Annotated in this window: 27 protein-coding genes, 1 tRNA gene and 1 pseudogene; 17 read left to right on the top strand and 12 right to left on the bottom strand. The window is 67.6% G+C overall.

What is annotated here, in order from left to right; translation table 11 throughout:
* Positions 1 to 20 precede the first annotated feature (20 nt).
* Positions 21 to 797 carry a transglutaminase-like domain-containing protein gene (locus JMT67_RS13390; protein WP_191555148.1) on the top strand — a complete coding sequence of 259 codons (777 nt, stop codon included), beginning with the start codon at positions 21 to 23 and terminating at the stop codon, positions 795 to 797.
* Between the two features lie 14 nt (positions 798 to 811).
* On the opposite strand, the gene JMT67_RS13395 is transcribed toward JMT67_RS13390, so the two are convergent.
* Both JMT67_RS13395 and rpmB read right to left on the bottom strand, forming a co-directional pair.
* Positions 812 to 2584, bottom strand: coding sequence for a M1 family metallopeptidase (locus JMT67_RS13395; protein WP_201463739.1), 1773 nt, complete (start codon positions 2582 to 2584; stop codon positions 812 to 814).
* Positions 2585 to 2694: 110 nt separating this feature from the next.
* Entirely contained in the window at positions 2695 to 2991 is a 297-nt protein-coding gene (gene rpmB, locus JMT67_RS13400; RefSeq protein ID WP_054764747.1) for a 50S ribosomal protein L28, read from the bottom strand.
* A gap of 275 nt (positions 2992 to 3266) precedes the next feature.
* On the opposite strand from rpmB, the gene JMT67_RS13405 reads away from it, so the two are divergent.
* Positions 3267 to 3728: a DUF3617 domain-containing protein gene (locus JMT67_RS13405; RefSeq protein ID WP_228185138.1), complete on the top strand. Its 462-nt coding sequence runs from the start codon at positions 3267 to 3269 to the stop codon at positions 3726 to 3728.
* A 3-nt stretch (positions 3729 to 3731) separates the two neighbouring features.
* Here JMT67_RS13405 and JMT67_RS13410 read toward each other — a convergent pair whose 3' ends face one another.
* Both JMT67_RS13410 and JMT67_RS13415 read right to left on the bottom strand, forming a co-directional pair.
* Positions 3732 to 4112 carry a hypothetical protein gene (locus JMT67_RS13410; RefSeq protein WP_233455881.1) on the bottom strand — a complete coding sequence of 127 codons (381 nt, stop codon included), beginning with the start codon at positions 4110 to 4112 and terminating at the stop codon, positions 3732 to 3734.
* Between the two features lie 106 nt (positions 4113 to 4218).
* Entirely contained in the window at positions 4219 to 4548 is a 330-nt protein-coding gene (locus JMT67_RS13415; protein ID WP_201463740.1) for an ArsR/SmtB family transcription factor, read from the bottom strand.
* An 81-nt stretch (positions 4549 to 4629) separates the two neighbouring features.
* Here JMT67_RS13415 and JMT67_RS13420 point away from each other — a divergent pair, with 81 nt between their 5' ends.
* Positions 4630 to 5376 (top strand): SDR family NAD(P)-dependent oxidoreductase, encoded by a 747-nt coding sequence (locus tag JMT67_RS13420; protein WP_201463741.1) that lies wholly within the window; start codon positions 4630 to 4632, stop codon positions 5374 to 5376.
* Between the two features lie 69 nt (positions 5377 to 5445).
* On the opposite strand, the gene JMT67_RS13425 is transcribed toward JMT67_RS13420, so the two are convergent.
* Together JMT67_RS13425 and fdxA are read right to left on the bottom strand one after the other, a co-directional pair.
* Positions 5446 to 5976, bottom strand: coding sequence for a CarD family transcriptional regulator (locus tag JMT67_RS13425; protein ID WP_054764749.1), 531 nt, complete (start codon positions 5974 to 5976; stop codon positions 5446 to 5448).
* A gap of 309 nt (positions 5977 to 6285) precedes the next feature.
* Complete coding sequence (fdxA, locus tag JMT67_RS13430) at positions 6286 to 6627, bottom strand: ferredoxin FdxA (protein ID WP_054764750.1); 342 nt, start codon at positions 6625 to 6627, stop codon at positions 6286 to 6288.
* Positions 6628 to 6807: 180 nt separating this feature from the next.
* On the opposite strand from fdxA, the gene JMT67_RS13435 reads away from it, so the two are divergent.
* Positions 6808 to 7449, top strand: coding sequence for a YceI family protein (locus JMT67_RS13435; protein ID WP_224764380.1), 642 nt, complete (start codon positions 6808 to 6810; stop codon positions 7447 to 7449).
* Here the strand turns inward: JMT67_RS13435 and JMT67_RS13440 are convergent.
* The 4 genes and pseudogenes from JMT67_RS13440 to JMT67_RS13455 form a co-directional block, all read right to left on the bottom strand.
* Positions 7439 to 7717 carry an RNA-binding S4 domain-containing protein gene (locus JMT67_RS13440; protein WP_152949520.1) on the bottom strand — a complete coding sequence of 93 codons (279 nt, stop codon included), beginning with the start codon at positions 7715 to 7717 and terminating at the stop codon, positions 7439 to 7441. The genes JMT67_RS13435 and JMT67_RS13440 overlap by 11 nt on opposite strands.
* Before the next feature lie 184 nt (positions 7718 to 7901).
* Positions 7902 to 10390 (bottom strand): annotated as a pseudogene (locus JMT67_RS13445) (helicase-related protein).
* A gap of 68 nt (positions 10391 to 10458) precedes the next feature.
* On the bottom strand, positions 10459 to 11070 hold the full coding sequence (fixJ, locus tag JMT67_RS13450; protein WP_054764753.1) for a response regulator FixJ: 612 nt from the start codon (positions 11068 to 11070) through the stop codon (positions 10459 to 10461).
* The gene (locus tag JMT67_RS13455) at positions 11067 to 12380 is read right to left on the bottom strand and encodes a sensor histidine kinase (protein ID WP_227976046.1); all 1314 of its coding nucleotides are present in this window, start codon (positions 12378 to 12380) and stop codon (positions 11067 to 11069) included. Before JMT67_RS13455 ends, fixJ begins: the two co-directional genes overlap by 4 nt.
* A 523-nt stretch (positions 12381 to 12903) precedes the next feature.
* On the opposite strand from JMT67_RS13455, the gene JMT67_RS13460 reads away from it, so the two are divergent.
* From JMT67_RS13460 to JMT67_RS13520, 13 genes are all read left to right on the top strand, one after another.
* Positions 12904 to 14838 carry a methyl-accepting chemotaxis protein gene (locus JMT67_RS13460; RefSeq protein WP_201464055.1) on the top strand — a complete coding sequence of 645 codons (1935 nt, stop codon included), beginning with the start codon at positions 12904 to 12906 and terminating at the stop codon, positions 14836 to 14838.
* A 74-nt stretch (positions 14839 to 14912) separates the two neighbouring features.
* Complete coding sequence (locus JMT67_RS13465) at positions 14913 to 15200, top strand: STAS domain-containing protein (RefSeq protein WP_054764755.1); 288 nt, start codon at positions 14913 to 14915, stop codon at positions 15198 to 15200.
* Entirely contained in the window at positions 15197 to 15562 is a 366-nt protein-coding gene (locus JMT67_RS13470; protein ID WP_054764756.1) for a response regulator, read from the top strand. Before JMT67_RS13465 ends, JMT67_RS13470 begins: the two co-directional genes overlap by 4 nt.
* 30 nt (positions 15563 to 15592) lie before the next feature.
* Positions 15593 to 17872: a chemotaxis protein CheA gene (locus JMT67_RS13475; RefSeq protein ID WP_201463743.1), complete on the top strand. Its 2280-nt coding sequence runs from the start codon at positions 15593 to 15595 to the stop codon at positions 17870 to 17872.
* 3 nt (positions 17873 to 17875) lie between these two features.
* Positions 17876 to 18331 carry a chemotaxis protein CheW gene (locus JMT67_RS13480; RefSeq protein WP_054764758.1) on the top strand — a complete coding sequence of 152 codons (456 nt, stop codon included), beginning with the start codon at positions 17876 to 17878 and terminating at the stop codon, positions 18329 to 18331.
* On the top strand, positions 18328 to 19188 hold the full coding sequence (locus JMT67_RS13485) for a CheR family methyltransferase (RefSeq protein ID WP_054764759.1): 861 nt from the start codon (positions 18328 to 18330) through the stop codon (positions 19186 to 19188). The genes JMT67_RS13480 and JMT67_RS13485 overlap by 4 nt, the downstream gene beginning before the upstream one ends.
* Positions 19188 to 20228 (top strand): protein-glutamate methylesterase/protein-glutamine glutaminase, encoded by a 1041-nt coding sequence (locus JMT67_RS13490; RefSeq protein WP_182715089.1) that lies wholly within the window; start codon positions 19188 to 19190, stop codon positions 20226 to 20228. Before JMT67_RS13485 ends, JMT67_RS13490 begins: the two co-directional genes overlap by 1 nt.
* Before the next feature lie 17 nt (positions 20229 to 20245).
* Complete coding sequence (locus JMT67_RS13495) at positions 20246 to 20635, top strand: response regulator (protein ID WP_054764761.1); 390 nt, start codon at positions 20246 to 20248, stop codon at positions 20633 to 20635.
* Positions 20632 to 21177, top strand: a complete 546-nt coding sequence (locus JMT67_RS13500) for a chemotaxis protein CheD (protein WP_054764762.1) — start codon at positions 20632 to 20634, stop codon at positions 21175 to 21177. The genes JMT67_RS13495 and JMT67_RS13500 overlap by 4 nt, the downstream gene beginning before the upstream one ends.
* Positions 21177 to 21518, top strand: coding sequence for a hypothetical protein (locus tag JMT67_RS13505; RefSeq protein ID WP_054764763.1), 342 nt, complete (start codon positions 21177 to 21179; stop codon positions 21516 to 21518). The genes JMT67_RS13500 and JMT67_RS13505 overlap by 1 nt, the downstream gene beginning before the upstream one ends.
* A 4-nt stretch (positions 21519 to 21522) precedes the next feature.
* The gene (locus JMT67_RS13510; RefSeq protein ID WP_054764764.1) at positions 21523 to 22116 is read left to right on the top strand and encodes a response regulator; all 594 of its coding nucleotides are present in this window, start codon (positions 21523 to 21525) and stop codon (positions 22114 to 22116) included.
* Positions 22113 to 22610, top strand: coding sequence for a hypothetical protein (locus JMT67_RS13515; protein WP_183217819.1), 498 nt, complete (start codon positions 22113 to 22115; stop codon positions 22608 to 22610). Before JMT67_RS13510 ends, JMT67_RS13515 begins: the two co-directional genes overlap by 4 nt.
* A gap of 215 nt (positions 22611 to 22825) precedes the next feature.
* Positions 22826 to 22902: transfer RNA gene (locus JMT67_RS13520), tRNA-Arg, on the top strand.
* A gap of 350 nt (positions 22903 to 23252) precedes the next feature.
* Here JMT67_RS13520 and JMT67_RS13525 read toward each other — a convergent pair.
* Positions 23253 to 23960 carry a glutathione S-transferase gene (locus JMT67_RS13525; protein ID WP_201463744.1) on the bottom strand — a complete coding sequence of 236 codons (708 nt, stop codon included), beginning with the start codon at positions 23958 to 23960 and terminating at the stop codon, positions 23253 to 23255.
* Between the two features lie 173 nt (positions 23961 to 24133).
* Positions 24134 to 25237: a helix-turn-helix transcriptional regulator gene (locus JMT67_RS13530; protein WP_201463745.1), complete on the bottom strand. Its 1104-nt coding sequence runs from the start codon at positions 25235 to 25237 to the stop codon at positions 24134 to 24136.
* Between the last annotated feature and the right edge of the window lie 181 nt (positions 25238 to 25418).

Genomic DNA, 25418 nt, shown 5'->3' on the forward strand with positions numbered 1-25418 from the left:
CCTTCCACCGGTCAGACCCCATGAAATTGCGCGTTCGCGCCGAGCTCGTTTACAGCTTTGATCCGCCCACGGACGCCATCTACAAGATTCAGGTCGCCCACTGGCCCGGCCAGGAGATTCTGGAGGAGCGACTGACCTTCGATCCGCCGGTCCAGTTCCAGGAAGACGAGGATGTCGATTTCGGCGCCCGGACCCTGCGTTGCCACGTCCAAGGCGAGGTCGCCCTGGTCTATGAGGCGGTCGTGGACAATGGGGTGCTTAAGGGGCTGCCGCCCAGCGTGTCGCAGCATGACTGGGGCGATCTGCCGGCCGAGGTCCTGCCCTATCTCCAGCCCAGCCGCTATTGCCCGTCCGACCAGTTCGGCCGGTTCGTGACGCGCCAGTTCGGCGAGACGGCGGGCGGGGCCCGGGTTCTGGCCATTCTGAACTGGATCGCCGAGAACATCGACTATGAGCACGGGGTCTCGGACACCGAGACGACGGCGGCCCGCACCTTCATTGATCGGGCGGGCGTGTGCCGCGACTTCACCCACCTGGGCATGACCTTTTGCCGGGCCTCGGGCATTCCGGCCCGCGCCGTCAGCGCCTTCGCCCATCAGCTGACCCCGCCCGATTTCCACGCGATCTTCGAGGTCTGGCTGGACGGGGGCTGGTGGCTGGTCGATCCGACGGGCCTGGCCCCGGTCGAGGGGCTGGTGCGGATCGCCTGCGGCCGCGACGCCGCCGACATCGCCTTTCTGACCACCCAGGAACGCTGCCGGATGGTGCGCCAGTCAGTGACGGTGGAGGCGGCTTAGGAGGCCATCAGCCTCTAGGGCTTGGCCGCCGCCCTCTGCTCGGCCTTATAGGCCTGAAGCCGGTCGATGACGTCCATCTGGCGCAGCACCTTGTTCTGCGGGTCGATCAGGACATGGGCGCCGGCCGGGACCGCGATCTCGCCCCGGCCGCCCGTCATGGCCACGGTCCGAACGCGGCCGTCGATCTCGACCTCGACCGGCATGGGGAAGACGCCGCCGTCGCCGGTGGTCCATTGCAGGCTCAGCCGGCCGTCACGCCGGGTCTGGGTCAGGACCGGCAGGGCGGCGTTGTACAGATAGCCGCGGAAGAACCAGCCATAGTCTTCGCCCGTCACCGCATTGACGATCTGCAGATAGTCCTGGGTCGAACGGTACAGGGGCGTAAAGGCGCCGGGGCGAGGATCGTCGGTCCCATAGACCAGCCGCGTCAGGGACCGATGGAAGGCGTCGTCGCCGATCAGCATCCGCAGCGAATGGGCGATCAGCGAACCCTTGGAATAGATGTCGCCGCCGGGACCCACGTCGCCCTTATAGACCTCGTCCTCAGTCTTGGGCGTGCCGGACACCACGGGGTATTTATTGACCAGCCCCTCGCGCTGATTGGCCAGTTCCCGCTGCATGTAGCGGTCGCCCAGCAGCCAGCGGGCGTACAGCGGCTGCATATAGCTGCCCAGTCCCTCATGCAGCCACATGTCGTCGGCGTTGGCGTTGGTCAGCTGGTTGCCGAACCATTCGTGGGCGAATTCGTGCTGCAACAGCCAGTCATAGCCCCGGCCGTCGATCTTGTAGCCGTTGCCGTAGGCGTTGATGGTCTGGTGCTCCATGCCCAGGTGCGGGGTCTCGACCACGCCCATCTTCTCGTCGCCGAAGGGGAAGGGGCCGACGTTGGCTTCGAAGAAGTCCAGCATCTGGGGGAATTCGGCGAACAGGGCCTGGACCTTCTCGGGCGCGTCCGACTTCAGATGCCAGTAGTGCAGCGGGATCGTATTGCCGAACCGGCTCTGATACTGGCCGCTGACCTCCTCATAGGGGCCGACGTTCAGGGCGATGGCGTAGGTGTTGGGGCTCTTGGCCGACCAGTTCCAGGTGGTCCAGCCGTCGCCGTGATCGACCTTGCCCAGGAAGCGGCCGTTGGACGGAGCCGACAGGTCGGACGGGACGGTGATGTGCAGATCGACCCGGCCGGGCTCGCCGTGCGGGCTGTCGATACAGGGCCAGAAGATGTCGCAGCCCTCGCCCTGGACGGCCGTGGCGATCCAGGGCTCGCCCGAGGGGGCGGTGGACCAGACGAAGCCGCCGTCCCAGGGCGCGCGCGGGGCGACGCGCGGCTGTCCGGCATAGGCGACCCGCAGGACGACCGACCCGCCCGCGGCCAGGGTCTGGGGCAGTTCGACCGTCAGCCGCCCCTCGGGGTTGGACCAGCGGTCGGCGGCCAGTTCGACCCCGTCGATCTGGACCGAAGAGATGGGCAGCAGCGTATCCAGATCGACCATCAGCCGCTCCAGCGGCGCCTTGGCGGTGAAGCCCAGAACGGCGACGGCGTCGATGGCCTTGTCCTGGGGAATGACCTTGATCGACAGATCGGCCGTGTCGAACCGCATCGCCTGCTGTTCGACGGTCAGGGGCTGGTCGGTCGCCAGGGTGTAGGGGGTCGATTCGCGCACCGGCGTCGCCGCCTGCGTCTCCTGCGCCTGGGCGATCGACGGCGCGACGGTCAAAGCCGACAGGCCCGAAACCGAAAGACCAAGGGCGGCGGCCGAGGCGGCCAGGGTGCGGGCGACAGTCATGCGGATTCCCCTCCAGTTGCCCGTCAGGCTTAATCCGGGCTTGGAAGGCGCGCAAAGAAAAAGGCCGGCGTCGCCGCCGGCCCTTTCCAGATCATGATGCGTCGCCCGACTTAGGCGGCGGCCTGTTCGGCCAGCTTGGCGCGGACCTGGCGCTTGATGCGCTGGGCGGCGATCGACAGCTGCTCGTCGCGGGCCTTGACGATGAAGGCGTCCAGGCCGCCCTTATAGTCCAGGGTGCGCAGGGCGGCGTTCGAGATACGCAGCGAGAAGGTCTGACCCAGGGCGTCCGAGGTGACCTTGACCGTCTTCAGCGACGGCAGGAAGCGGCGCTTGGTCTTGATGTTCGAGTGGCTCACGCTGTGGCCGACCATCGGGCCGATACCGGTGAGTTCGCAACGACGCGACATCGTCAGATCCTTAAGGTGCGGCGTCCGGCCCGAAGCGTGGGAGCGGACGCATGAAACAGTTGCGCGCGGGAACCAGCCCGCGCGAGAGGGGGCCGTATAAGGGAAGAGGCGGTCGGGCGTCAAGCCGAGTCTTGAACGCCGAGGCCAGGCGCGCCGGCGGCGGCCGAAATCCAGCCCTGCGGCTGGACGGCGGGGAACAGCCTCGTTCAGCCGTCATTCAAATGACGCGCTCTATACGCCATATCATGAAGACTTCCGCTGAACAGAAGGCCGCCATGTCCCGTCCGTCTCTTAAACTGCTGGCCGCCCTGGCGCCCGTCGCCGCCGGCGCCCTGATGCTGGCCGCCCCGGCCATGGCGCCCGCCCAGACTCCGGCCCAGTCGGAAGTGCTGCCGGGCTATTGGGAATACACCACCAGCGCCCTGGGCCAGAACGAGACCCATCAGAAATGCGTCCGTCCCAGCGAGATCAACCGCTTCTTCGGCGGCCTGTCGACCAACCGCTGGCGCTGCACCTATCCGACCCGGGTGGTCGGCGACGGCCGCGCCCGGTTCGAGGGGACGTGCCAGGACAAGAAGGGGCGGCGGATTCAGGTCCGGCTGAACGGAACCTATGAGGACACCAGCTTCAGCTTCCGCGGCGGGGCCCAGCTGCTGCGCGGCACCCCCTATATTCCGGCCAGCATCACCGCCCGGCGCATCAGCGCCCAGTGCCCCGCCAACGCCGAATATTTCTGACGCTCAGACCGGCTCGGCCCGCGCCACCACATAGGTGTGGGTCTGGTCGCCGGTCGAAAGGCTGAGGTATTCGCCGGTCTGGATCACTTCGTCGGCCAGGCGGAAGCCGTGGGCGTCGTCGGCCTCTCCGGGTTCGAAATCGAGGAACCAGCGGTCCGGCGCCGCATGGCGCAGGCGTCCGAAGGCCAGGGTAGCCCCGTGCGAGAAGCGGCGCACCCGGCATTTCTCCGGCGCCTCGCGCCAGACGGCGGCGTCCAGCCGGCGCTCGGCCGTCAGGGGCGCCAGTATGTCATAGCCCATGTCATGGTCGCCGTCGGGGTGCTGGGGTTCGCGCGCCAGCTCCAGGCGGATGTGGTGAAACCCCAGCGGGGTGGCGTCGGTCATGGTCGGCTCCTTGTCCGTCTTCATCAAGGCGAAGCGACGTGGCGCGGCATTGACCGGGATCAAACGGGTCGACTCTTAGAAGGCGGGACCGCCTGCGCCGGCCGTCCTAATCCGGCGCCTTGGCGGAGGCCGAGGCCAGGATCTGGGGGAGCAGGCCGGGAAACCGCCGCTCCAGATCGTCCCATCGCAGGGTGTTTATGTTCTCGACGCCGCGCTTGGTCGTTTCGACCAGACCGCTTTCGCGCAGAACGCGGAAGTGGTGGCTCAGCGTCGACTTCGGGACGTTGCCGAAGGGCGCGGTGCTGGCGGTGCAGTTCAGGCCGCAGTCCGCCCCCGCCAGGACCTGCACGATGTTAAGGCGCACCGGGTCCGACAGGGCCGTCAGGACGTGGGACAGCTGTAGAGTCTCTGCGGGGGGGTGAACAAAGGCGACCATGCCTTTCCTTAGCAGACCGCTTGCCATGGTTCCATTGTTCGATAATATTGAACTACCGAACATCGGGATAAGGGAACTGATATGAGCAACGTGACACGAGCGGCCTTGGTGACGGGCGGCACAGCCGGCATCGGCCTGGCGTCGGCGAGCGCCCTGGCGGATCAGGGCTACACAGTCTTCGTGACCGGCCGGTCGCGGGATCGGCTGGAGGCGGCGGCCGGGCAGGATTCCCGGCTGAAGGCCGTTGCGGCGGACGTGTCCGACCCGGAGGCCATTCAGGCGCTGTTCGACCGGTTGAAGGCCGAGGGCGTCAAGCTGGACGTTCTGGTCGCCAACGCCGGCACGGCCGAGACGACGGTCTTCGGCCAGACGGACGTCGCCGCCTTCGACCGGACCTTCGACCTCAATGTTCGAGGGGTCTTCTTCACGGTTCAGACCCTGGCGCCCCTGCTGGCGGACGGCGCCTCAGTCATCCTGATCGGCTCGATCGTCAGCATCAAGGGCATGGCCGATCTGTCAGTCTACAACGCCTCCAAGGCGGCGGTGCGGTCTTTCGCGCGGTCCTGGGCCAACGATCTGCGGGCGCGGCGGATTCGGGTGAACACCCTCAGTCCCGGCCCGGTCCGCACGCGCCTGGTGCAGAGGCTGCGAGGTCAGGCGGATGGTTCCATCGACGCCTTTGAGGCCTGGGCGGCCGAAGCCGCGCCCGCCGGCCGGATCGGCGAGCCGCAGGACATCGCCGGCGTCGTCGCCTTCCTCGCCTCGGACGCCGCCGCCTATGTCAATGGTGTGGAGCTGTTCGTCGACGGCGGTCTGGCCCAGATCTGACGGCCAAACGGTCAAAGCAAAAAGGCCCCGGATCGCTCCGGGGCCTTTTCGTCGTTCCGATACGGACGCTTAGGCGGCTTCGGCGGTCGGGACCGGCTTTTTGGCGCTGAGCGACTTGGCCAGCAGCTCGACGGCGGCGTCCTTGTCGATCTTGTTGGCGGCGGCGACTTCGCGCGCCATCCGGTCCAGAGCCGATTCATAGAGCTGGCGCTCGGAATAGGACTGTTCCGGCTGGGTGTCGGCGCGGTGCAGGTCGCGGACCACCTCGGCGATGGAGATCAGGTCGCCCGAGTTGATCTTGGCCTCGTATTCCTGGGCGCGGCGCGACCACATGGTGCGCTTGATGCGGGCGCGGCCCTTCAGGGTGGTCAGGGCCTTGGTCACGACGTCGTCGGCGGCCAGCGAACGCAGGCCGGCGGTGGCCGCCTTCTTGGTCGGGACGCGCAGGGTCATCTTCTCGTGGTCGAAGGTCACGACATAGACTTCCAGCGACATGCCCGCGACTTCCTGCGTCTCGATGGCCGCCACCTTGCCGACGCCGTGCGCCGGATAGACGACCGCGTCGCCAACCTTGAACTCCAGACCAGTCTTGCTCGTCATATTCGTCCTTTCCCGGTCAGGGCCGGGCGAAGCGAAGGCGCATCAAACGCAATGCAGTCTCGCCGCCGGAAGCTTCCGTCGGTCGATGAAATGCGGACGTCAGATGCGGAAACGGATCACCAAACCTCTGGCCGATCCCGTCTATGGGCGGGATTCTGTCGCAAACACGGGCGGCGCGAAGGTTTCGCGGACCGCCCGATCCAATGAAACAGAACCTATCACAAATTTGCGGAATTTCAAAACGTCCACACAGCCGACGCGGAATGTCGCGAAGGTTTGAACGCGCGGCCCTGCGTCGGCCGCCCCGGCTCAGGAGCCCTTGCCCGGCTTGGGGCTGAAGTATTTCTCGAACTTGCCGGTCTCGCGCTCATACTGTTCGCGGTCGGCGGGGGGCGTGCCCTTGACGGTGATGTTGGGCCAGACCTTGGCGTATTCGGCGTTGACCTGAAGCCATTTGCCGTCCGGCTCATCCTCGGTGTCCGGCACGATGGCGTCGACGGGGCATTCCGGCTCGCAGACGCCGCAGTCGATGCATTCGTCCGGGGCGATGACCAGGAAGTTCTCGCCCTCGTAGAAGCAGTCCACGGGACAGACCTCGACGCAGTCCATGAACTTACATTTCACACAGGCGTCGGTGACGATGTAGGTCATTGGGCGGCGAAGAGATCACGATTGCGAGCGGGAGGTCTGCGACATGGCGGCCGCGCAACCAACTGTCAACAGCAGGGCTTAAGGTGAGAGGCGTTCGCGGGCCTGGCTCGACCGCTTGACACAGGCCGGGCTTAATCGCAACTGTGTAGATTACATATCAACCCCTACCGGAACATGACCATGCGCGCTCCCCTGATGAAATACGCCTTCGCCAAATACGCCGTGGCCGGCGCCCTGGCCCTCAGCCTCGCCGCCGGTGGCGCCGTCGTGGCCCAGGCCGCCTTGACCCAGAACCCGGCCGAGGTTCGCGCCGGCGACTATGCGCTGGAGTCCAGCCACGGCAAGATCACCTGGTCGGTCAGCCACTTCGGCCTGTCGACCTATACGGGTCAGTTCGTGAACGTGAAGGCCGAGTTGAAGCTGGACCCAGCCAACCCCTCCGCCTCGACCCTGACCGCCACCGTCCCGCTGACCGACGTGGCGCCCAATGACGACCGGCTGAAGGCCCATCTTCAAACGGCCGACTTCTTCGACACCGCCAACCATCCGACGGCGACCTTCGTCTCGCGCTCGGTGACGGTCGACCCGTCCGATCCGAATGAGGCGACGGTGGTCGGCGACCTGACCCTGCGCGGCGTGACCAAGCCGGTGACGATCGAGGTTGAGTTCAATGCGGCCGGATCCGTCATGGGCGCCTATAAGGCCGGCTTCGACGGCGAGGCCACCATCAAACGCTCGGACTTCGGCATCAACTACGCCCTGCCGGCCGTCTCCGACGAGGTGAAGCTGCACATCGAAGGCGAGTTCGTGATCAAGTCGTAAGGCGGTTGTAAAGGGCGCGGGCCTCTTCGGCGGGTCCGCGCCGCTCGCCCAGGGCCTCGATCCTCAGGGTCGTGACCTCGCCGTTCTGGACGAAGGTCAGTAGGTCGCCGGGGTGGACGCAGCGGCTGGGCTTGTCCAGCCGGGTCTCGCGCCCCTGATGGGTCAGCCGCACCGCGCCCCGCTCCACGAGGGCGGCGGCCAAGCCCCGCGTCTTCACGAAGCGCGCCCGCCACAGCCAGACGTCGATACGACAGGCGTCGGTCTTCATCCCTTTCGTCATCCTCCGGCAAGCCGCTTGCGGCGCAGACCGGGGGACCCAGCGGCGCCGAAGGCGATGTGTCCGCCGCATAATGTCCACAGCGCCTTGTCCGCGACAGGTTCGCGCTCGCGCGCGCCGCTGGGTCCCCCGGTCTCCGCTTCGCTTCGCCGGAGGATGACGAAAGGACAGGGCCTCAAGAGGCGGCCTTTCGGCGCGGACGCCGCCGCTTGGGTCTGGCCGTCGGCGCCTCGGTCAGGGCGGCCAGGGCGGCGAAGGGGGAATCCTTGACGATCTTAGGCGCGGCGCCCGGCTTGTCGGGCCGGCGCGCGCGTTCGGTTTTCAGGGCGGCGATGAGCTGTTTCGCCTGATCGGCGCTCCACCCCAGATCGGTCAGGGCCTCGTCCGACAGTCGGCCGTGATTGGCGGCGCGCAGCTCCGCCATCTTCTCCAGAGCCTCCACCGGCGCCAGCCACCGACCGGCGTGGCGCAGACCCGAGGCCGACAAGAGGCGGGGCGAGGGCGGCTCGACCGGGGCGGGGATCAGGTCGGGGCTGGCGGGGATCAGCGGGGCCGTGACGAAGGCCTGGGCGAAATGGCGGGCGCGTGGCTTTTGCAGGCCCGGCAGCCAGACCGAATGGACGCCGACGCGGATGGCGAAGCTTTCAGGGTGCGGCGCTCCACCTGGCTCAGCGCCGCCAGATCCCGATCCACGTCGCGCCGGTCGATCAGCCCGCCGGCCTCGATCAGGCGGAAGGCGAGGCCGCGCGGCAGGCCCTTCAGCGCGCCGGATTCGACCGCCTGTTTCAGCCGCCGCAGATCGCGCAGCGCCCGACCCGCCTCGGACGCCAACCAGGCCTCGATCCGTCGGCGGGCGCGCTCGCGGGCCGGCGTCGCCCCCAGGTCGCCCAACAGACGCACCGACGGCGAAAAGGGGTCGGCCCCGGTCGGCGTCGCCTGAATCTGGGCGGTCAGCACCCCGCGCCACAGCACCGCCCCGTCCGGCGTGACGGCGAAACCCTCGTCGGCCTCGGCCGCCAACTGCCCCAGACGGCGATTGATCTCGGGCGTCACGGCCCGCACCGCCGCCTGGCGCAGGGTGCGGTCCTCCAGGGCCGAGGCGCCCTTTTCCATCTGGAAGCGGACGCCCTCGAGCTGACCCACCACCTGGCCCTCCACCGTCACCTCGCCGTCCTCGGCGACGCCCGCAAACGCATCCTCCCGGACGTTCAGCGCCCGCATCAGGGCCGTGGTGCGTCGATCGACGAAGCGGGCCGTCAGCCGTTCGTGCAGCACGTCCGACAACCGGTCCTCCAGGGCGCGGGTCCTGTCGCGCCAGCCTTGGGCGTCATGGACCCAGTCGGGGCGGTTGGCGATATAGGACAGGGTGCGCACCGCCGACAGCCGGGCGGACAGCTGGTCGATCTGGCCGTCGTCGCGGTCCACGAAGGCGAAGCGCGGCGCCATCCAGTCGTCGGTCAACCGCCCCCGCTTGCCGGTCAGGGCCTGGAACACGTCCTTGGCCAGGCGGGCGTGTTCATCCAGCGTGGTCTTCTGAAAGTCCGGCAGCTGGCAGGCTTCCCACAGCCGCATCACCGCCCCGCGCGAGCGGCCGATACGGGCGACCTCCTCATCCTTGATCAGGCGGCGCAGCAGGGTCTCGTCCAGGGCCTCGGCCGTCAGGCTGAGCCCCGCGCGGCCCGGCGTCACCGTCAGGGACCGCAGAAGGTCGGGCAGGGTGTCGAAGTCCAGCCGGGCGTTGCGCCATTCGGCCGCCTCGATCGGATCGAACCGATGCTCGACCACCTGTTCGACCAGATCCACGTCCAGATCCTCGGCCTCGGCCGTGACGCCGAAGGTTCCGTCGCGCAGGTGGCGGCCGGCCCGCCCGGCGATCTGGCCGATCTCGTGCGCATGGAGCCAGCGGGTGCGGCGGCCGTCGAACTTTCTCAGGCCCGCAAAGGCGACATGGTCGACGTCCATGTTCAGCCCCATGCCTATGGCGTCGGTGGCGACCAGGAAGTCGACCTCGCCCGACTGGTAGAGGGCCACCTGGGCGTTGCGGGTGCGCGGGCTGAGCGAGCCCATGACCACGGCGGCGCCGCCCCTCTGACGCCGGATCAGTTCGGCGATCGCATAGACCCGCTCGGTCGAGAAGGCGACGATCGCGCTGCGTCGGGGCAGGCGGGTCAGCTTCTTGGAGCCGGCGTAGGACAGGGTGGACAGCCGATCCCGGGTCACGATCTCCACATCCGGGATCAGGCGGCGGATCAGGGGCTCCATGGTCCCGGCGCCCAGGAACATGGTCTCGAAACGCCCGCGCGCATGCAGCAGCCGCTGGGTGAAGACGTGGCCGCGTTCGGGATCGGCGACCAGCTGGATTTCGTCGATGGCCAGAAACTCGACCGACCGCTCCAACGGCATGGCCTCGACCGTGCAGACGAAATAGAGGGGGCGGACCGGGACGATCTTCTCCTCGCCCGTGATCAGGGCGACGGCGGCGGCCCCGCGCTGTTTGACGATCCGCTCATAGATTTCGCGCGCCAGGAGCCGCAGGGGCAGGCCGATCATGCCTGAGGCGTGACCCAGCATCCGCTCGACCGCCAGATGGGTCTTGCCGGTATTGGTGGGCCCCAGGACCGCAGTGACGCGCGATGGGGGCAGGCCTGCGGACCGGTCGCTCATGACAGGACAAGGTGGCGACGATCGCGCCCGGGCTCAAGTGAGTCTTTTGAGCCCAGAGGCGGCGGGCGTCAGGCGTCGGCCACGCTGAGCCCCAGCCGCACCAGCATGGACAGGCTCTGGGCCTGCATCTTCTGCATCACCTTGGCGCGGAAGATCTCGACCGTGCGGGGGCTGATGTCCAGGGCCAGGGCGATCTCCTTGTTCGACTTGCCGTCGATCAGGGCGTCGAACACCTGGCGCTCGCGCGGCGTCAGGCTGGCCAGCCGGGCGGCGGTCTGTTCGCGCGCCTCGCTCTCGACGCCCTGGCGCGCCAAGGCCGACAGACAGCCGCGCACCGCCTCCAGGATGCGGTTGGGATCGAAGGGTTTTTCGATGAAGTCCACGACCCCGGCCTTCATCAGCTGGACGGCCAGGGGCACGTCCGCGTGGCCGGTGATGACGATCACAGGCCAGGCCTCGCCCTTCAGCGCCTTGAGCCGCTGGATCAGTTCGGAGCCTTCAATCTGGGGCATCCGCAGGTCGGTGATGACGCAGGCGGACTTGTCGTCCGGCAGCTGTTCCAGAAACTGCATCGCGCTGGCGAAACCCCGCGCGCGGATGCCCTCGCCCCGCAGGAGCATGAGCAAGGAATCGCGCATGGCTTGATCGTCGTCGATGACGAAGACGGAATGGTCGGTCATGCGGCTTCGAGCTCCGTGACAGGCGTGAGGCGAAAGGAGAAGGCGGCGCCGCCCAGGGCGCTGCGGCCTACGGCCAGGGCGGCGTCGTGGCTCTCTATGATGGAGCGGGTGACGGACAGGCCCAGGCCCATGCCGCCGGCCTTGGTGGTCATCATCGGTTGGAAGATCCGGTCCATCTGATCCTCGGCGATGCCGGGGCCGTTGTCCTCGATCCGGATCTCATAGCCCTCATCGGCCAGGCTGCGGCCCGTGAGCGATACGACCGCACCGGGATGGTCGCCGACGGCGTCGACGGCGTTGCGCACCAGATTGGTGATGGCCTGCTGAAACTGGATTCGGTCGGCCAAGACCCGATCCCCGGTCGTATCGACGTCGATGCGGACGGCGATACCGGTTTCCTGCCGGATCAAATCGAAGAGGGGGCGCAGGTCGTCCACCATGGAGGAGACCCGCTCTTCCGTCAGCTGGGACGCCCCGGTCGCGATCAGTTCGCGCATGCGCCGGATGATGTCCCCCGCGCGCAGAAGCTGGGTCTTGGCCAGGTCGAGGGCGCGGCCCGCGCTGTCGCCGATCGGCCCGGCGCGCGCGATGTCGGTTTGGCACGCATGGAGATAGACGGTGGCGGCCGTCAGGGGCTGGTTCAGCTCATGCGCCAGGATAGCCGCCATCTCACCCATGGAATTGAGCCGCCAACTCTTGCTGAGCTGGTCCATCAGGTCGCGCATGCGATCGTTGACGGCCAGGCTCGGACGCTGGTCCGCCAGGGACAGGACCACCCGCTCGGAGGCCATGCTGTGCGCCAGCAGCCCGCCGTGGATGATCACCGGCACGATCTCGCCGTTGGGACGTCTCACCAGCCAATAGCCGGAGGGCGGGGCGGCCAGGGGGGCGTCCTTGACGAAACTCGCCAGGATGTCCTCGCCGAAGTCCGGCGCGAACAGGCTGAAAGGGCGTTCGTGAGCATCCTCGGGCGCCACGCCCAGCAGATCGGCCGCCGGGCCGGTGATGCGGCGAATACGCCCCTCGTCGTCCAGCGTCACCACGGGCACCGAGGTCAGTATGCTGTGCAACAGGGCGGTCCGGCTGGTCAGCCGATGACCGACTTCGGCCAACAGCAGGGATACGGCGATGAAGAGGCCGGCGCCGACCGCCGCATCGAAGAGGTCGCTTCGCCCCTTCATCGCCAGATCGGCGGCGATGGAGACGCCGATGACGAAGAGGGTCGCGGTGCGGCTGCCGACCAGGGCGGTCGCCATGACGGCTCCGAACAGCGGCAGGTAGTGCACGTGATCGACGTCGCGAAGAGCCACGCTCGTCGTAACCGCCAGCGAGACGCAGACGCATGCGAGCAGAACGGCGTTCTTCGGAGATGCGTTCGCGGATTTTCCGATGACCCGCTTCAACAACTCAGTAAAGGCGTCCGCCCGCGCCCCTGTCATGTTGGATCTCGCCGTTGCGAAATCATCTGGACTTCACCGTCGCCGCTTTTCTGACGAATTTACTACAACGACAAGGGCGTGGCTGGGAAGCGATATCGTCGTCTTTTCACACGCCTCGCGACTATCGAGCGCACTTCGTCCGATGCGATTCAGGAGATCCGCCGCTTTCGCTGCGCCGGATGGCGCCGCCCCTCAGCCCGCGCCAACCTTCGCTACGCATTCCTACCTAAGCCGCAGTTCAGAAATCGTATTAATCATCCTTCCATCCTTGGTCGGACAGATGCGGGTTCATCGCAGAGGGGCGGCTGACGCGCCGCAAAGGGCCGTTTCGGCCGTGGCGGCGCGCTCAGATCGACGAAGACCGTAGGAGTTTGGGTTGCGTTTTATTGAGAACATGTCCGTCGGACGGAAGCTCGCCGTGGCTTTCGGCGTGGTCCTGGCCGCCATCGCCGTCATGGGCGTGGTGGTGGTGACGAACCTTCTGGCCTTGCAGCGCGCCGACCACGCTCGCAATCTGGAAGGTGAGATCAATCAAGTGCTCGCCGTCGCCGAGTTCCGCCTGTCCAAGCAGGAAAACTCCTATCGCGGCTATCTGCTGTCGCAGGACCCCTATTACGCCGAACGGCTGGATCTGCACCGCGCCAAGTTCAAGGAAGCGCTGGAGGAGGTGCGGGCAAAACTGCCCGCCGATCGCGCCGCGCCCGTCGACGAGGCCATCAAGGCCGCTGACGGCTGGTACGCCAACATCGTCCAGGTCGGTAAGGCGATGGTCGCCGAGGGGCGGATCGCCGAGGCCAGCCGGATGGTCGGTCAAACCGGCGTCGCCGACCAGTTCATCGCTCCAGTTGAAGAAGCGATCGACGTCCTGAGGGCTGAGAACGAGGCCGCCCGCGAGGCGACCCGCAAGGCTCAGGCCGAGGCGGCCCAGGCCGCCCTCATGGCCGTGATCGTGGGCATGGTCTGCGCCCTGCTGATGGCCCTGGCTGCAGGTCTGGTCGCCACCCGTTCGATCGTGCGGCCGACCTTCACCATGATCGGCTATATGCAGAAGCTGATGGCGGGCGACACCGCCATCCAGGTCCAGGGCGCCGACCGCAAGGATGAGTTCGGCAAGATGGCTCAGGCCATCGTCGCCTTCCGCGACGCCGCCATTGAGAAGGCGCGTCTGGCGGCGGAGGCGCTTTCGCAGCGCTCGATGAGCGAGCAGGAGCGGGCCGCCCGCGAGGCCGAGAAGGCAGCGGAGGCCGAAGCCGACCGGGTGACGATCGAGGCCTTGGGCCGGGGTCTGGCGGCCATGGCGGACGGCGACCTGACCTATCGGATCGAGACCGAATTCGCGCCCAAGGCGGCGCAGCTGAAGACGGACTTCAACGCCGCCATCGCTCAGCTCCAGCAGGCCCTGTCGGTGGTGGTGGGCAATATCGCCGGCATCCGCTCCGGCGCCGGCGAGATCAGCCAGGCGGCCGACGACCTGTCGCGGCGCACCGAACAGCAGGCTGCGGGGCTGGAGGAGACGGCGGCGGCTCTGGACGAGATCACCGCCACGGTGAACAAGACGGCGTCGGGCGCGCGCCAGGCCTCGGACGTGGTCCAGGCCGCCAAGGGCGACGCCGAGACCTCGGGCGTCATCGTCCGCGACGCGGTCCAGGCCATGCAGGCCATCGAAGGCTCCTCCGAACAGATCAGCCAGATCATCGGCGTCATCGACGAGATCGCCTTCCAGACCAACCTCCTGGCCCTGAACGCCGGGGTCGAGGCGGCCCGGGCGGGCGAGGCCGGTCGCGGCTTTGCGGTGGTGGCCTCCGAGGTCCGCGCCCTGGCCCAGCGGTCGGCAGAAGCCGCCAAGGAGATCAAGACCCTGATCTCGACCTCCAGCACCCAGGTCGGTTCGGGGGTGAAACTGGTCGGCCAGACCGGCGAGGCCCTGCAGCGGATCGTGGACCGGGTCGCCGAGATCGACGGACTGGTGTCGGAAATCGCGGCCTCGGCCCAGGAACAGGCCATCGGCCTGGCCGAGGTCAATACGGCCGTCAACCAGATGGACCAGGTCACGCAACAGAACGCCGCCATGGTCGAACAATCGACCGCCGCCAGCCACTCTCTGGCCCAGGAGGCCCAGTCGCTCCAGGCCTCGGTGGCCCGGTTCAAGGTCGGCTCAGCGGCCCAGGTCGCCGCCGCCCCCGCCCGCGCCCCTGCGCCCGCGCCTGCGTCTTCCGCACCGGCCAAGCCGGCCCATCGAATGGTCCAGGCCCTCAAGACCCTGGGCCGCGGCGGCGCCGCGCCCGCCCAACAGGCCGCTCCCGCCGAAGACGGCTGGGAAGAGTTCTAAAATGCTCCGTTCTTCAAGCGATATTTACCAACCGCGTGAGACGAAGCGGACGGGGCTGAAACAAGGAAACACCAATGGCTGAGGTCATAAGTCTCGCATCGGTCCTGGACATGAACGCAGCCGAGCCGCTGAAGGCCGAACTGTTGGCCAAGCGCGGCCAGGCCGTAACGGTGGATGCGAGCGGCGTCGAACGCCTGGGCGGTCTTTGTCTCCAAGTCCTTCTCTCCGCCCGCAAGACCTGGGCGGCCGACGGGGTCGATCTGATGATCACGCCCCAATCGACGTCTTTCGCTGAACAATGGGCCGCCTTCGGCGCGTCCGAAACCAACGCACCAGACCTCACTGAAGGAGCGCTCGCGTGAGCAAGACCGTTCTGACCATCGACGATTCCCGCACCATGCGGGACATGCTGCTGATGGCCCTGGAAGACGCCGGCTATGTCGTCATCCAAGCCGTAGACGGCGTGGACGGCCTGGAGACGCTCGCCGCCCAGGGCGCCGACGTCATCATCACCGACATCAACATGCCCCGCATGGACGGTTTCGGCGTCATCGAAGGCGTGCGCGCCGATCCGAACCACCGCACCACCCCGGTGCTGGTGCTGACGACCGAGAGCGACGCCGAGAAGAAGGCCCGCGCCCGCGCCGCCGGCGCGACCGGCTGGATCGTCAAACCCTTCGACCCGGTGAAACTGGTCGACGCCGTTCGCCGCGTGGCGGCCTAACACTTTTCCAGATCGGTCGGGCCAACAGCCATGGACGCCTTCGAAGCCATCAAAGCCACCTTCTTCCAGGAGTGCGACGAACTGCTCGCCGAACTGGAATCGAAGCTGATGCTGTTGGAGCAGGGTCAGACCGACCTGGAGACGATCAACGCCGTCTTCCGCGCCGTTCACTCGGTCAAGGGCGGGGCGGGGGCGTTCGGCCTGGAGGCTCTGGTCCGGTTCGCCCACGTCTTTGAGACATTGATGGACGAGCTGCGGGGCGGCCGCAAACCCTGCGACGCGGTCACGATCAAGACCCTGCTGCGCGCCTCCGACGTGCTGGCCGACCATATCCAGGCCGCCCAGGGCCTGGCTCCTCCGGTGGACGAAGAGCGTTCGGCCGGCCTGGTCCAGGAGCTGGAGCTTCTGACCCACGGCGGCGAGGCGCCGCCCGCCGTCGAAGAGGAGGAGGAAGACGACTTCGGCTTCACCCCCATGGCCTTCGACGCGCCGCTGGACGACCCGGCGCTGGCGGTCGAGGCTACCGCTGCGGATGCGGCGCCCGCGGGCCAGCCCGGCTGGCGCATCGTCTTCAAGCCGCACGGCCGCATGTACGGCAGCGCCAATGAGGCGGGTCTGCTGCTGCGCGAAGTGGGCCGGCTGGGCCCCATCACCGTCTCTGTGGACGAGGCCGCCCTGCCGACCCTGGACGTGCTGGTCGCCGAGGACGGCTATCTGACCTGGACGATCGACCTGGTCGCCGATGTCGACGAAAAGGCCGTGCGGGAAGTGTTCGACTTCGTCGAGGCCGACTGCGACCTGACCATCACCCCGCTGGGCGGCGCCCCGGCCCTGGTCTTCGAGGAAGAGCCGCCGGCCGTCCTGCCCGCCAGCGACGAACTGGACATCGCCGCCCTTCTGGCCAAGGCCGCTGCAGGCGCCGCGCCCGAAACGCCCGCCGCCGCTCCGGCGCCGGCCCCCGCGCCCCAGTCTGTCGCGCCCCAGTCGGTCACGCCCGAGCCGGCCGCGCCTGCGCCGGTCGCCGCCCAGGTCTCCGCGCCTGAGCCCGCACCGGCCCCGGCCGCCGCCCCCATTCCCCCCGCCCAGGTCGCCACCCCCGTGGCGCCGGCGCCGGTCACCATCCGCGTCGACCTGGATCGGGTCGATCGCCTGATCAACGTCGTCGGCGAACTGGTCATCCAGCAGGCCATGCTGTCCCAGCGCGTGCTGGAAAGCGGCCTGGCCCGCTCTTCGGGCATCGCGCTTGGGATGGAAGATCTGGAGCTTTTGACGCGCGAGATCCAGGACAGCGTCATGGCCATCCGCGCCCAGCCGGTGAAGTCGGTGTTCCAGCGCATGCCGCGCCTGGTCCGCGAAGTCGCCGACATGGTCTCCAAACAGGTCCGTCTGGTCACCTCCGGCGAAGACACCGAGGTCGACAAGACCGTGGTCGAACGCCTGGCCGAGCCGATCACCCATATGCTGCGCAACGCCATCGACCACGGGCTGGAGACGCCGGAGGAGCGGATCGCCGCCGGCAAGCCGGCCGAGGGTACGGTGCGCCTCGCGGCCCTGCACCGCTCGGGCCGGATTGTCATCGAAATCGCCGACGACGGCCGCGGCATCAATCGCGAACGGGTCAAGAAGATTGCGGTGGACAAGGGGCTGATCGCCGCCGACGCCGCCCTGACCGACGAACAGATCGACAATCTGATCTTCCTGCCCGGCTTCTCCACCGCCGCCGTGGTGTCCGACATCTCGGGTCGGGGCGTGGGGATGGACGTGGTCAGGCGGTCGATCCAGGCCCTGGGCGGCCGCATCTCGATCAGTTCGGTCCCCGGCAAGGGCTCGACCTTCACCCTCAGCCTGCCGCTGACCCTGGCGGTTCTGGACGGCATGGTGGTGACGGCCGCCGACCAGACCCTGATCGCCCCTCTGCCGGCCATCGTCGAAAGCCTGACGCCGCAGGAAAGCGACCTGCACTATGTCGGCGGGCTCGATCCGGTGATCCGCTTCCGCGATCGCTTCCTGCCGCTGATCGACGTGGCCCTGACCATGGGCTTCCGCGAGACGCCGATGGTCCCTTCCGAAGGCGTCGCCGTGGTGGTCGAGACCGAAGGCGGCCAGCAGGCGGCCCTGCTGTTCGACGCCATCCAGGGCCAGCGCCAGGTGGTGATCAAGAGCCTGGAGACCAACTACCGCCAGGTCGAGGGCGTCGCCGCCGCCACCATCCTGGGCGACGGCCGTGTGGCCCTGATCCTCGACGTCGATGTCCTCGTCACCGACATGCGCCGCAAATCTCCCCGATCCGACTTCAAGCTCGCGAGCTGACCCATGACAGAAGCCAACGACACCCAGCGCGAACTCATCGCCTTCCGCATCGGCCGGCAGGAATTCTGCGTCGACATCATGTCGGTGCGCGAAATCCGCGGCTGGACGCCCGCAACCCCCCTGCCGCGCTCGCCCGGCTATATGAAGGGGGTGATCAATCTGCGCGGCACCGTCCTGCCGATCATCGACCTGGGCGCCCGGTTCGGGCTTGAGACGTCCGAGCCGACCGCTCGCCACGTCATCATGGTGGCCCATATCGGCGGCCGCATGGTGGGGCTGCTGGTCGACGCCGTGTCCGACATCCTGGAGATGAACGACGCCGCGGTTCAGCCGACGCCCGACGTCGCCAGCGACCAGGTCAAGACCTTCGTCAAAGGCATTTTCTCGATCGACGGGCGGATGATCAGCCTGATCGAACTGGACCACATCCTGCCCCAGGTCGAGGCCGAAGCCGCATGAACCCCGCCCCGGGACGGGGGTCGATCGTCGAAGGCGAGTTCGTCTTCACCGCCGACGACTTCCGTCAGATCGCCCAGATGCTGCATGCCCACGCCGGCATCGCCCTGAACGAGGGCAAGGCCGCGTTGGTCTATTCGCGCCTGGCCAAACGGCTGCGGACCCTGGGCCTGACCAGCTTCCGGGACTATTGCGCCCTGGTCGAGGGCGCCGACGGCGTGGACGAGCGTCAGAAGATGACAGCGGCCCTGACGACCAACGTCACCCGCTTCTATCGCGAGCCGCATCATTTCGACGATCTGCGCGACCGCGTCATGCCCGATCTGGCCGCCCGCGCCCGCGCCGGGGGCCGGGTCCGGCTGTGGTCGGCCGCCTGTTCGAACGGGCAGGAGCCCTATTCGATGGCCCTGACGGTGCTGTCGGTTCTGCCGGAAGCGGCCGACCTGGACGTGCGCATCCTGGCGACGGACATCGACCCCAATATGGTGGCCCAAGGATATGACGGGGTCTATTCCGAAGAGGCGCTGGAGCCGGCGCCGGCGACCCTGTGGCGCAAATATTTCAACCGCGCGGACCGTGGAAACTGGGTGGCGGGGCCGCAGCTGAAGCGGCTGGTCACCTTCCGCGAACTGAACCTGATCGGCGACTGGCCGATGAAGGGCCGGTTCGACGTGATCTTCTGCCGCAACGTGGTCATCTATTTCGACGATCCGACGCAGGAGCGGATTTGGAGCCGGTTCACCCCGCTGATGAACCCCGGCGCCACCCTCTACATCGGTCATTCCGAGCGCGTGTCCGGCCCGGCGAGCCGCCAGCTGCAGACCGCCGGCCTGACCACCTACCGCCTGGGAGCCGCCTGATGGCCGATCGCGTCAAAGTCCTGGTCGTGGACGACAGCCTGACCATGCGCGGCCTGATCTCGGCCGCCCTGAAGTCGGACCCCGAAATCGAAGTCGTCGGCACCGCCGCCGATCCGCTGGAGGCCCGCACGGCCATCAAGGAGCTGAATCCCGACGTCCTGACCCTGGACGTCGAAATGCCCAATATGAACGGGCTGGAGTTCCTGGATAAGATCATGCGGCTGCGCCCCATGCCGGTGGTCATGGTCTCGACCCTGACCGCAGCGGGCACGGACGTGACCCTGGCGGCGCTGGAGATCGGCGCGGTGGACGCGGTCGCCAAGCCGGCCGTGGCCAGCGCCGAGGCCTTCCACGAACTGATCGGCAAGGTGAAGACGGCGGCCCGGTCGCGGGTTCGCGCCCGCGGCGACGTGCCCGCCGCCGCCGCCGCCCCCAGCGCCTATCGCCCCGCGCCCAATCACGTCCTGGCCATCGGCTCCTCCACCGGCGGGGTCGAGGCCCTGCTGACGGTCTTGAGCGGCTTTCCCGCCAACTGCCCGGCGACGGTCATCACCCAGCACATGCCGGCGACCTTCACCTCCAGCTTCGCGGCGCGCCTGGACCGGGTCTGCGCCCCGGCGGTCAGCGAGGCCGTGGACGGCGCGCCGCTGAAGCCCGGCCACATCTATCTGGCGCCCGGCGGCGCCGCGCACCTGGAGCTGACGCCGGGCCTGTCGCCGCGCTGCCGCCTGGTGAACAGCGAACCCGTCAACGGCCACCGTCCGTCTGTGGACGTGATGTTCGATTCGGTCGTCCGTCTGAAACGGCCCATGACCGGCGTGATCCTGACCGGCATGGGCAAGGACGGCGCCAAGGGGCTGAAGGCCATCCGCGATGCGGGCGGCCGCACCCTGGGTCAGGACGAAACCACCTCGGTCGTCTATGGCATGCCCAAGGCCGCCTTCGAACTGGGCGCTGTGGAGCGGCAACTGCCGCTGCACCGCCTGGCCCCAGCCATCCTTGATCTGTGCGCCGATCCGGCCGCACGGTCCGTCGCCTGACACCGGGAGCCTTACTCATGCCCGCCGCCGCCTCACTTCACTGCCTGGTCGTCGACGATCAGATGACGATGCGCTCTCTGGTCCGCACCAGCCTGCAACAGCTCGGCGTGCGCGAGATCCGCGAAGCCGCCGACGGCGAAATCGCCCTGCGCGACATCATCGCCAAGCCGGCCCATCTGATCATCTCCGACTACAACATGCCCAATCTGGACGGCCTGGGCCTGCTGCGCGCCGTGCGCGCCCACCCCCCGACCTCCAAGACCGCCTTCATCATGCTGACGGGTCGGGCAGATCGCGAGCTGGTCCAGCGCGCGGTCCAGTTCGGCGTCAACAATTACCTGGTTAAGCCTTTCACCGTGGCCCAGCTGAAGGGCAAGATGGAAGCCGTCTTCGGCGCCCTGACATGACCTTTTCCGCCCTGAAGGACACGCAAGAAAAGCGTCTGCACGTCGGACAGGGCGAACACCATGTCACGCGCGATCCCAATGTGGTGCTCAGCACCATTCTGGGCTCCTGCGTCGCCATGTGTCTGCGCGATCCGGTCGCCGGGGTGGGCGGCATGAACCACTTCCTGCTGCCCGAAGGGTCCGGCGCCGGCACCGACGCGGGCCGCCGCTACGGCGCCTACGCCATGGAACTGCTGATCAACGACGTGCTGAAGGCGGGCGGCCGGCGCGATCGGCTGGAGGCCAAGCTGTTCGGCGGCGGCCGCATGTTCGACTCCCTGCGCGACGTGGGTCGCTCCAACGCCGATTTCGCCGAGAAATTCCTGCGTGACGAAGGCATTCCGGTCGTCGGCGGCAGCCTGCGCGGAGACGGCGGGCGCCGGGTCCACTACTGGCCCGTGACCGGCAAGGCTCTGCAACGCGCCGTGACCGACACTGTGGCGCCGCGGCCCGCGCCCGTCGCCCCGCCTCCGGTCGATACCGGCGCCCTGGAGCTGTTCTGATGCACGCCCCTCCCGAACACGCCGAACTGCTGGTCGCCGTCGCCGACGAGCTGACACGGGTGCGCGAGGGGATCGACCATGTCGAGGCCCTGGTCAGCCGTCTGGTGCGCCGCGCCCCGGCCGAGGATCGGGCCGAGGCCCTGACCGAGGCCCAGGCCCTGGACGCCCTGACCCAGCGGCTGGAGGCCCTGTCCGGCGTCCTGCGTATGCTGGGCGACGGGGCCACCCCGGCCGAGTCCGTCAGCCGCATCTCCCTGGCCGACATGGCGGTGCGGCTGCGGCCCGCCGCCGGCGTCAAGGTCTCGGCTCCGCCCGATTCGGGCGATCTGACCCTATTCTAACGCCGTGACCAAGGCGCCCGATAAGGTCAATCTGGCGCATTCCACCCTGCTGCTGGTCGATGACCAGCCGACGTCGCTGGATCTGCTCAGCTCGATCGTCCAGGGGTTCGGAGTGCGCGAACAGCTGAAATGTCCGTCCGCCAAGGAGGCGGTCGAACTGCTGCGTCGTCGGGCGGTGGACCTGATCCTGGTCGATTGCGCCATGCCGGAGATGGACGGCTACGACTTCGTCACCTGGCTGAGGCGCGAGGCGCCCGAGCCGGCCCGTTTCACACCCGTGATCATGATCCTGGGCCACGCCGCCCAGGCGCGAGTCGCGCGCGGCCGCGACTGCGGCGCCAGCTTCATCGTCGCCAAACCCCTGACGCCGTCGGTCCTCCTGCGCCGCATCGTCTGGCTGGGCGCCCAGAACCGCCAGTTCATCGAGGCCGAAAACTATGTCGGGCCGGATCGGCGCGTCCACAACTACGGCCCGCCGCCCGGCGAGGATGGCCGCCGCAGCACCGACCTGTCGGGCGAGGTCGGCGAGGCGGTCGGCGAAAACATGAACCAGGACGATATCGACATGCTGTTGAAGCCGATGAAGGTGAACCTGTGACCGCCGCCTCCAAAGCCGTTTCTCAGGATGTCTCAAAGCCCGCCGTGCGGATTCGCGACATCACCACCTCGCTTCAGCGGCAGATGGCGCGCCCCGGCGGCATAGATATCGAGGCCGCCGTCGCCGCCGCCGAACAGGGACTGGAGGGGCGCCGGGAGGAAACCCTGCGGGTGATCCAGGACAAGGTCCAGGCCTTGGCGGCCTTCTGCGCCGGTCGGCCCGCCGCCCCGGAGGCCGAGCTCTACGCCATCGCCTCCGTCCTGGTGGATACGGCGGGCTTTCTCGACATGCCCGCCTTCTATGAGGCCGCCTACAGCCTGTGCGAGGTCGTCAGCCGGATGTCGGCGGCCGAGGCCTGGTCCTGGCCCTCGATCGACGTCCATGTCCACGCCCTGTCGCTGATCCTCGGCGAGGGGGGCGGCGCCTCGGACGCCAATTCGACCCTGCTGGCCGGTCTGCGCGCCGTCGTGGACCGCACGCCCGCGCCCGGTTAAGCGCGATCCGCAGCCGGCGGAACAGGGACGAAACGAATCAGGACCGAATCACGGACTCGCGCCGATTCAGCCTTTGTTCACCCCAAGATATTGTATCTTAAGACAGATTAACCACAATCGAGTTCGGGCGGCGCCGACCACGCGGCCAAGAAAATGCAGTTCGCCGCACCCACCGTCTTCCCCCCTCCGCCCCGACCCGCTAGTTCACCCCTGCGGGCCCCGTAGCTCAGCTGCATAGAGCAAGGCTTTCCTAAAGCCGAGGTCGCAGGTTGGAGTCCTGCCGGGGTCGCCATGAAGTCGGGCAATGGGAGTTCATCTGGACAGCATCAGCCGCGAGCACCCCGCCTTCCGCCGCGAGCAAGACGGGGAAGGCTTATCCTTGTCCGCAAGGAGGGGCAGGATTCAGCCTTCAACGAGATAGCACGAGACTTGATCAACTCTGCCGGCGAGGAGTTTCTGGTCTTCCCCACCACAGATGGTCAGACAGGATATGAACGGGTTTTCGTCCTTCCTGTTTGAGAAGGTCTCGGGCTCTCGACGCCCAGAGCCCGTCTCGACGCCCTTTGCCGATACTGACCCTGTTACTCTTAGGCATCATGGCGACTTCGCGGATGTGAAGGGCGCCGTGATCCGTCAATCTGGCTATTGACGGGCGCTCAAGACCTTGCGGAGCGAAGCCTCGATATTTCCGCCGCTCCAGGTGTCCCCGTAATCTGACCGCGCCTTATTGGCCAAGTCGGCCAAGGGCGAGAGGGCGGCCACCCTGCTGGACAGGGCCGCTGTCATCGGTGCGGCATCCCTGATCAAGTCCTCAAGGGGCTGGAACCGGTCGGCCAGGGTGGCCCAGAGCGTCGCTGTCACAAGATCCGCCATCTGTGGTTTTGCGCTGCCGAGCAAGAAGCCGGAGGTCCCCGTTAGGCCGTGACGTCGGCCGGTCTCCTCCCAGAGGGACATCCATTTTCTCAGACGCGGCTCGAAGTCGGCCCATCGCGGGTTTGTCCACATCTGACGGCCGCCGTCGAGCGTGAGTTCGTCGATCACATCATTGGCGTCATTGATGATCTTGAGCGTCAAAGCCCGAGCCCCGGGCGTTGCCGGCAGCAAATCGAGAGTTTCGCCGAGATAGAGGAGAATGGCCGGCATTTGGGATAGCGCGACCTTATTCTGTTCGTCGATAAGAACCGGCGGCGCCATGAAGGGCACTGGCATGGCGCGGACCGGCCCCTCCATCAAGCGGGAAATCTCTCTGTCGTCGGGCTCCCGCCAAGTCTTGCCGGAATAGGCCAGAACCGCGCGAACGAACTGCCCCCGAAAGGGCAGGGACCAATAATAGAGGGTGTAGTCCGTCATAGCGAACCTTTGATCCTGAAGCTCACTGACGAACGCGGGCGGGCGTCAGGCGTTCACGGCGCCACGCGCGGGGCTTCAGAACAGCCAGTCGCAACGGATCGCCAGCGCGGTCGCGATCCGGCGCTCCGACTTCGCCGGTCGCCAGGATGGGGATGCCGACATAGTCGTCGTCATTAAAGTCGCGCCAGAAGCGCCACGAGTTCCAGTTGGCTCCGCACGCCGCATTTCTCGAATATGCGGCGTACATGTGTGCGTACCGTTCCGACGGCGACGCCGTTGGCTTCGGCGATTGCTTGGGGCCCCATTCCGGCGGCTAGTTTGGCGGCGACTTCCGCCTCTGCCCTGGTCAGGTGAAACAGGCTGCGTGTTGCGGCGACAAGGCGCGCCTCCTCCTGTCGCGGCGGGCGAATGACCACCAGGGCGGCGGCCCCGAACCTCAGGGCATAGTCTCCAGGTGCGGCACAGACTTCGGCAAGGGTCGGCCGGTCTCCTCTGGCGTCGCGCAGCACGACGGGTCGGGGCGGCGGCCGGAGGCCGCCGGTGCTCGCCGCCGCTGCAGCGATCGCGGTGCGAAGGGCGGCGGTGTCCGCATCGCGAGCGCCGGCCGCCATGCCGCGCGTCACGCGCAGGATCTCGCCCGAAGTCGCCATCGCCTCAGCGGCGGGGGAGAGCGCCAGGACTCGACCGTGCCCGTCACAGATGAGGATGGCGTTTGAAAGCGTATCTAGAAGGCCCAGGGCGAGGTTCAATCCTCGCGCGTCCAGGGCGATCTGGGTCCGGACGGCGGCGCGGACGTGAGGAACGACGGTTGCGAAGGCCCGACGCTGTTCCACTGTCACATTGCCCTGAGACTCGCTCCGCATCAGCGCCAGACCCACCAGCAGGTCGTCCTGGCGCAGCAGCGGGGACAGGCAGGCGAAGGCCAGATCATGCCGACGCAACCAGGCGCCGTATTCCGGAAAGCGCGCGGCGTCCTGCGCGCTGGTGAAGGCCGTTTCGTCGAGCACCGCCATCTCGGGCGCCGCCATGCCGATTCGAACGCGCGAGTTCACGCGCGGGTCGCCGCCGCCCGCCGTCACGAACTCGGCGGAGGCTTCCGGCGGCAAGCCCGTCATCCAGTTGAACGGCACCGCCGCCTCTCGACCCAGGCCGATCAGTTCGCCGCCCTTTGAACCGGTCAGCCTGGCCAGGCCTTCCAGCGCCTCCACCCAGGTCCGGTCCCCCAAGCCCACGCCCTGGAAGGCGGCGGTCGCCGTCGCGACATCCTCTTCGGTCACGCTAGAGGCTCTGAGCCGGTGCGCGAATGCTGATTCATCACTGCGTTGTCCTTCTCTGGCGCGAGTCTCCTGGATCGACCGAAACCTCTACAAGATTGTAGATGCAGACAAGAGTGAGGGAGTCTAGTTCAGCGAACAAGGACTGGATCGCCGCCTTACGGCGGTTGGGGAGAGGGCAGGC

The organism is Brevundimonas aurantiaca (assembly GCF_904830995.1).
Taxonomy (GTDB): domain Bacteria; phylum Pseudomonadota; class Alphaproteobacteria; order Caulobacterales; family Caulobacteraceae; genus Brevundimonas; species Brevundimonas aurantiaca.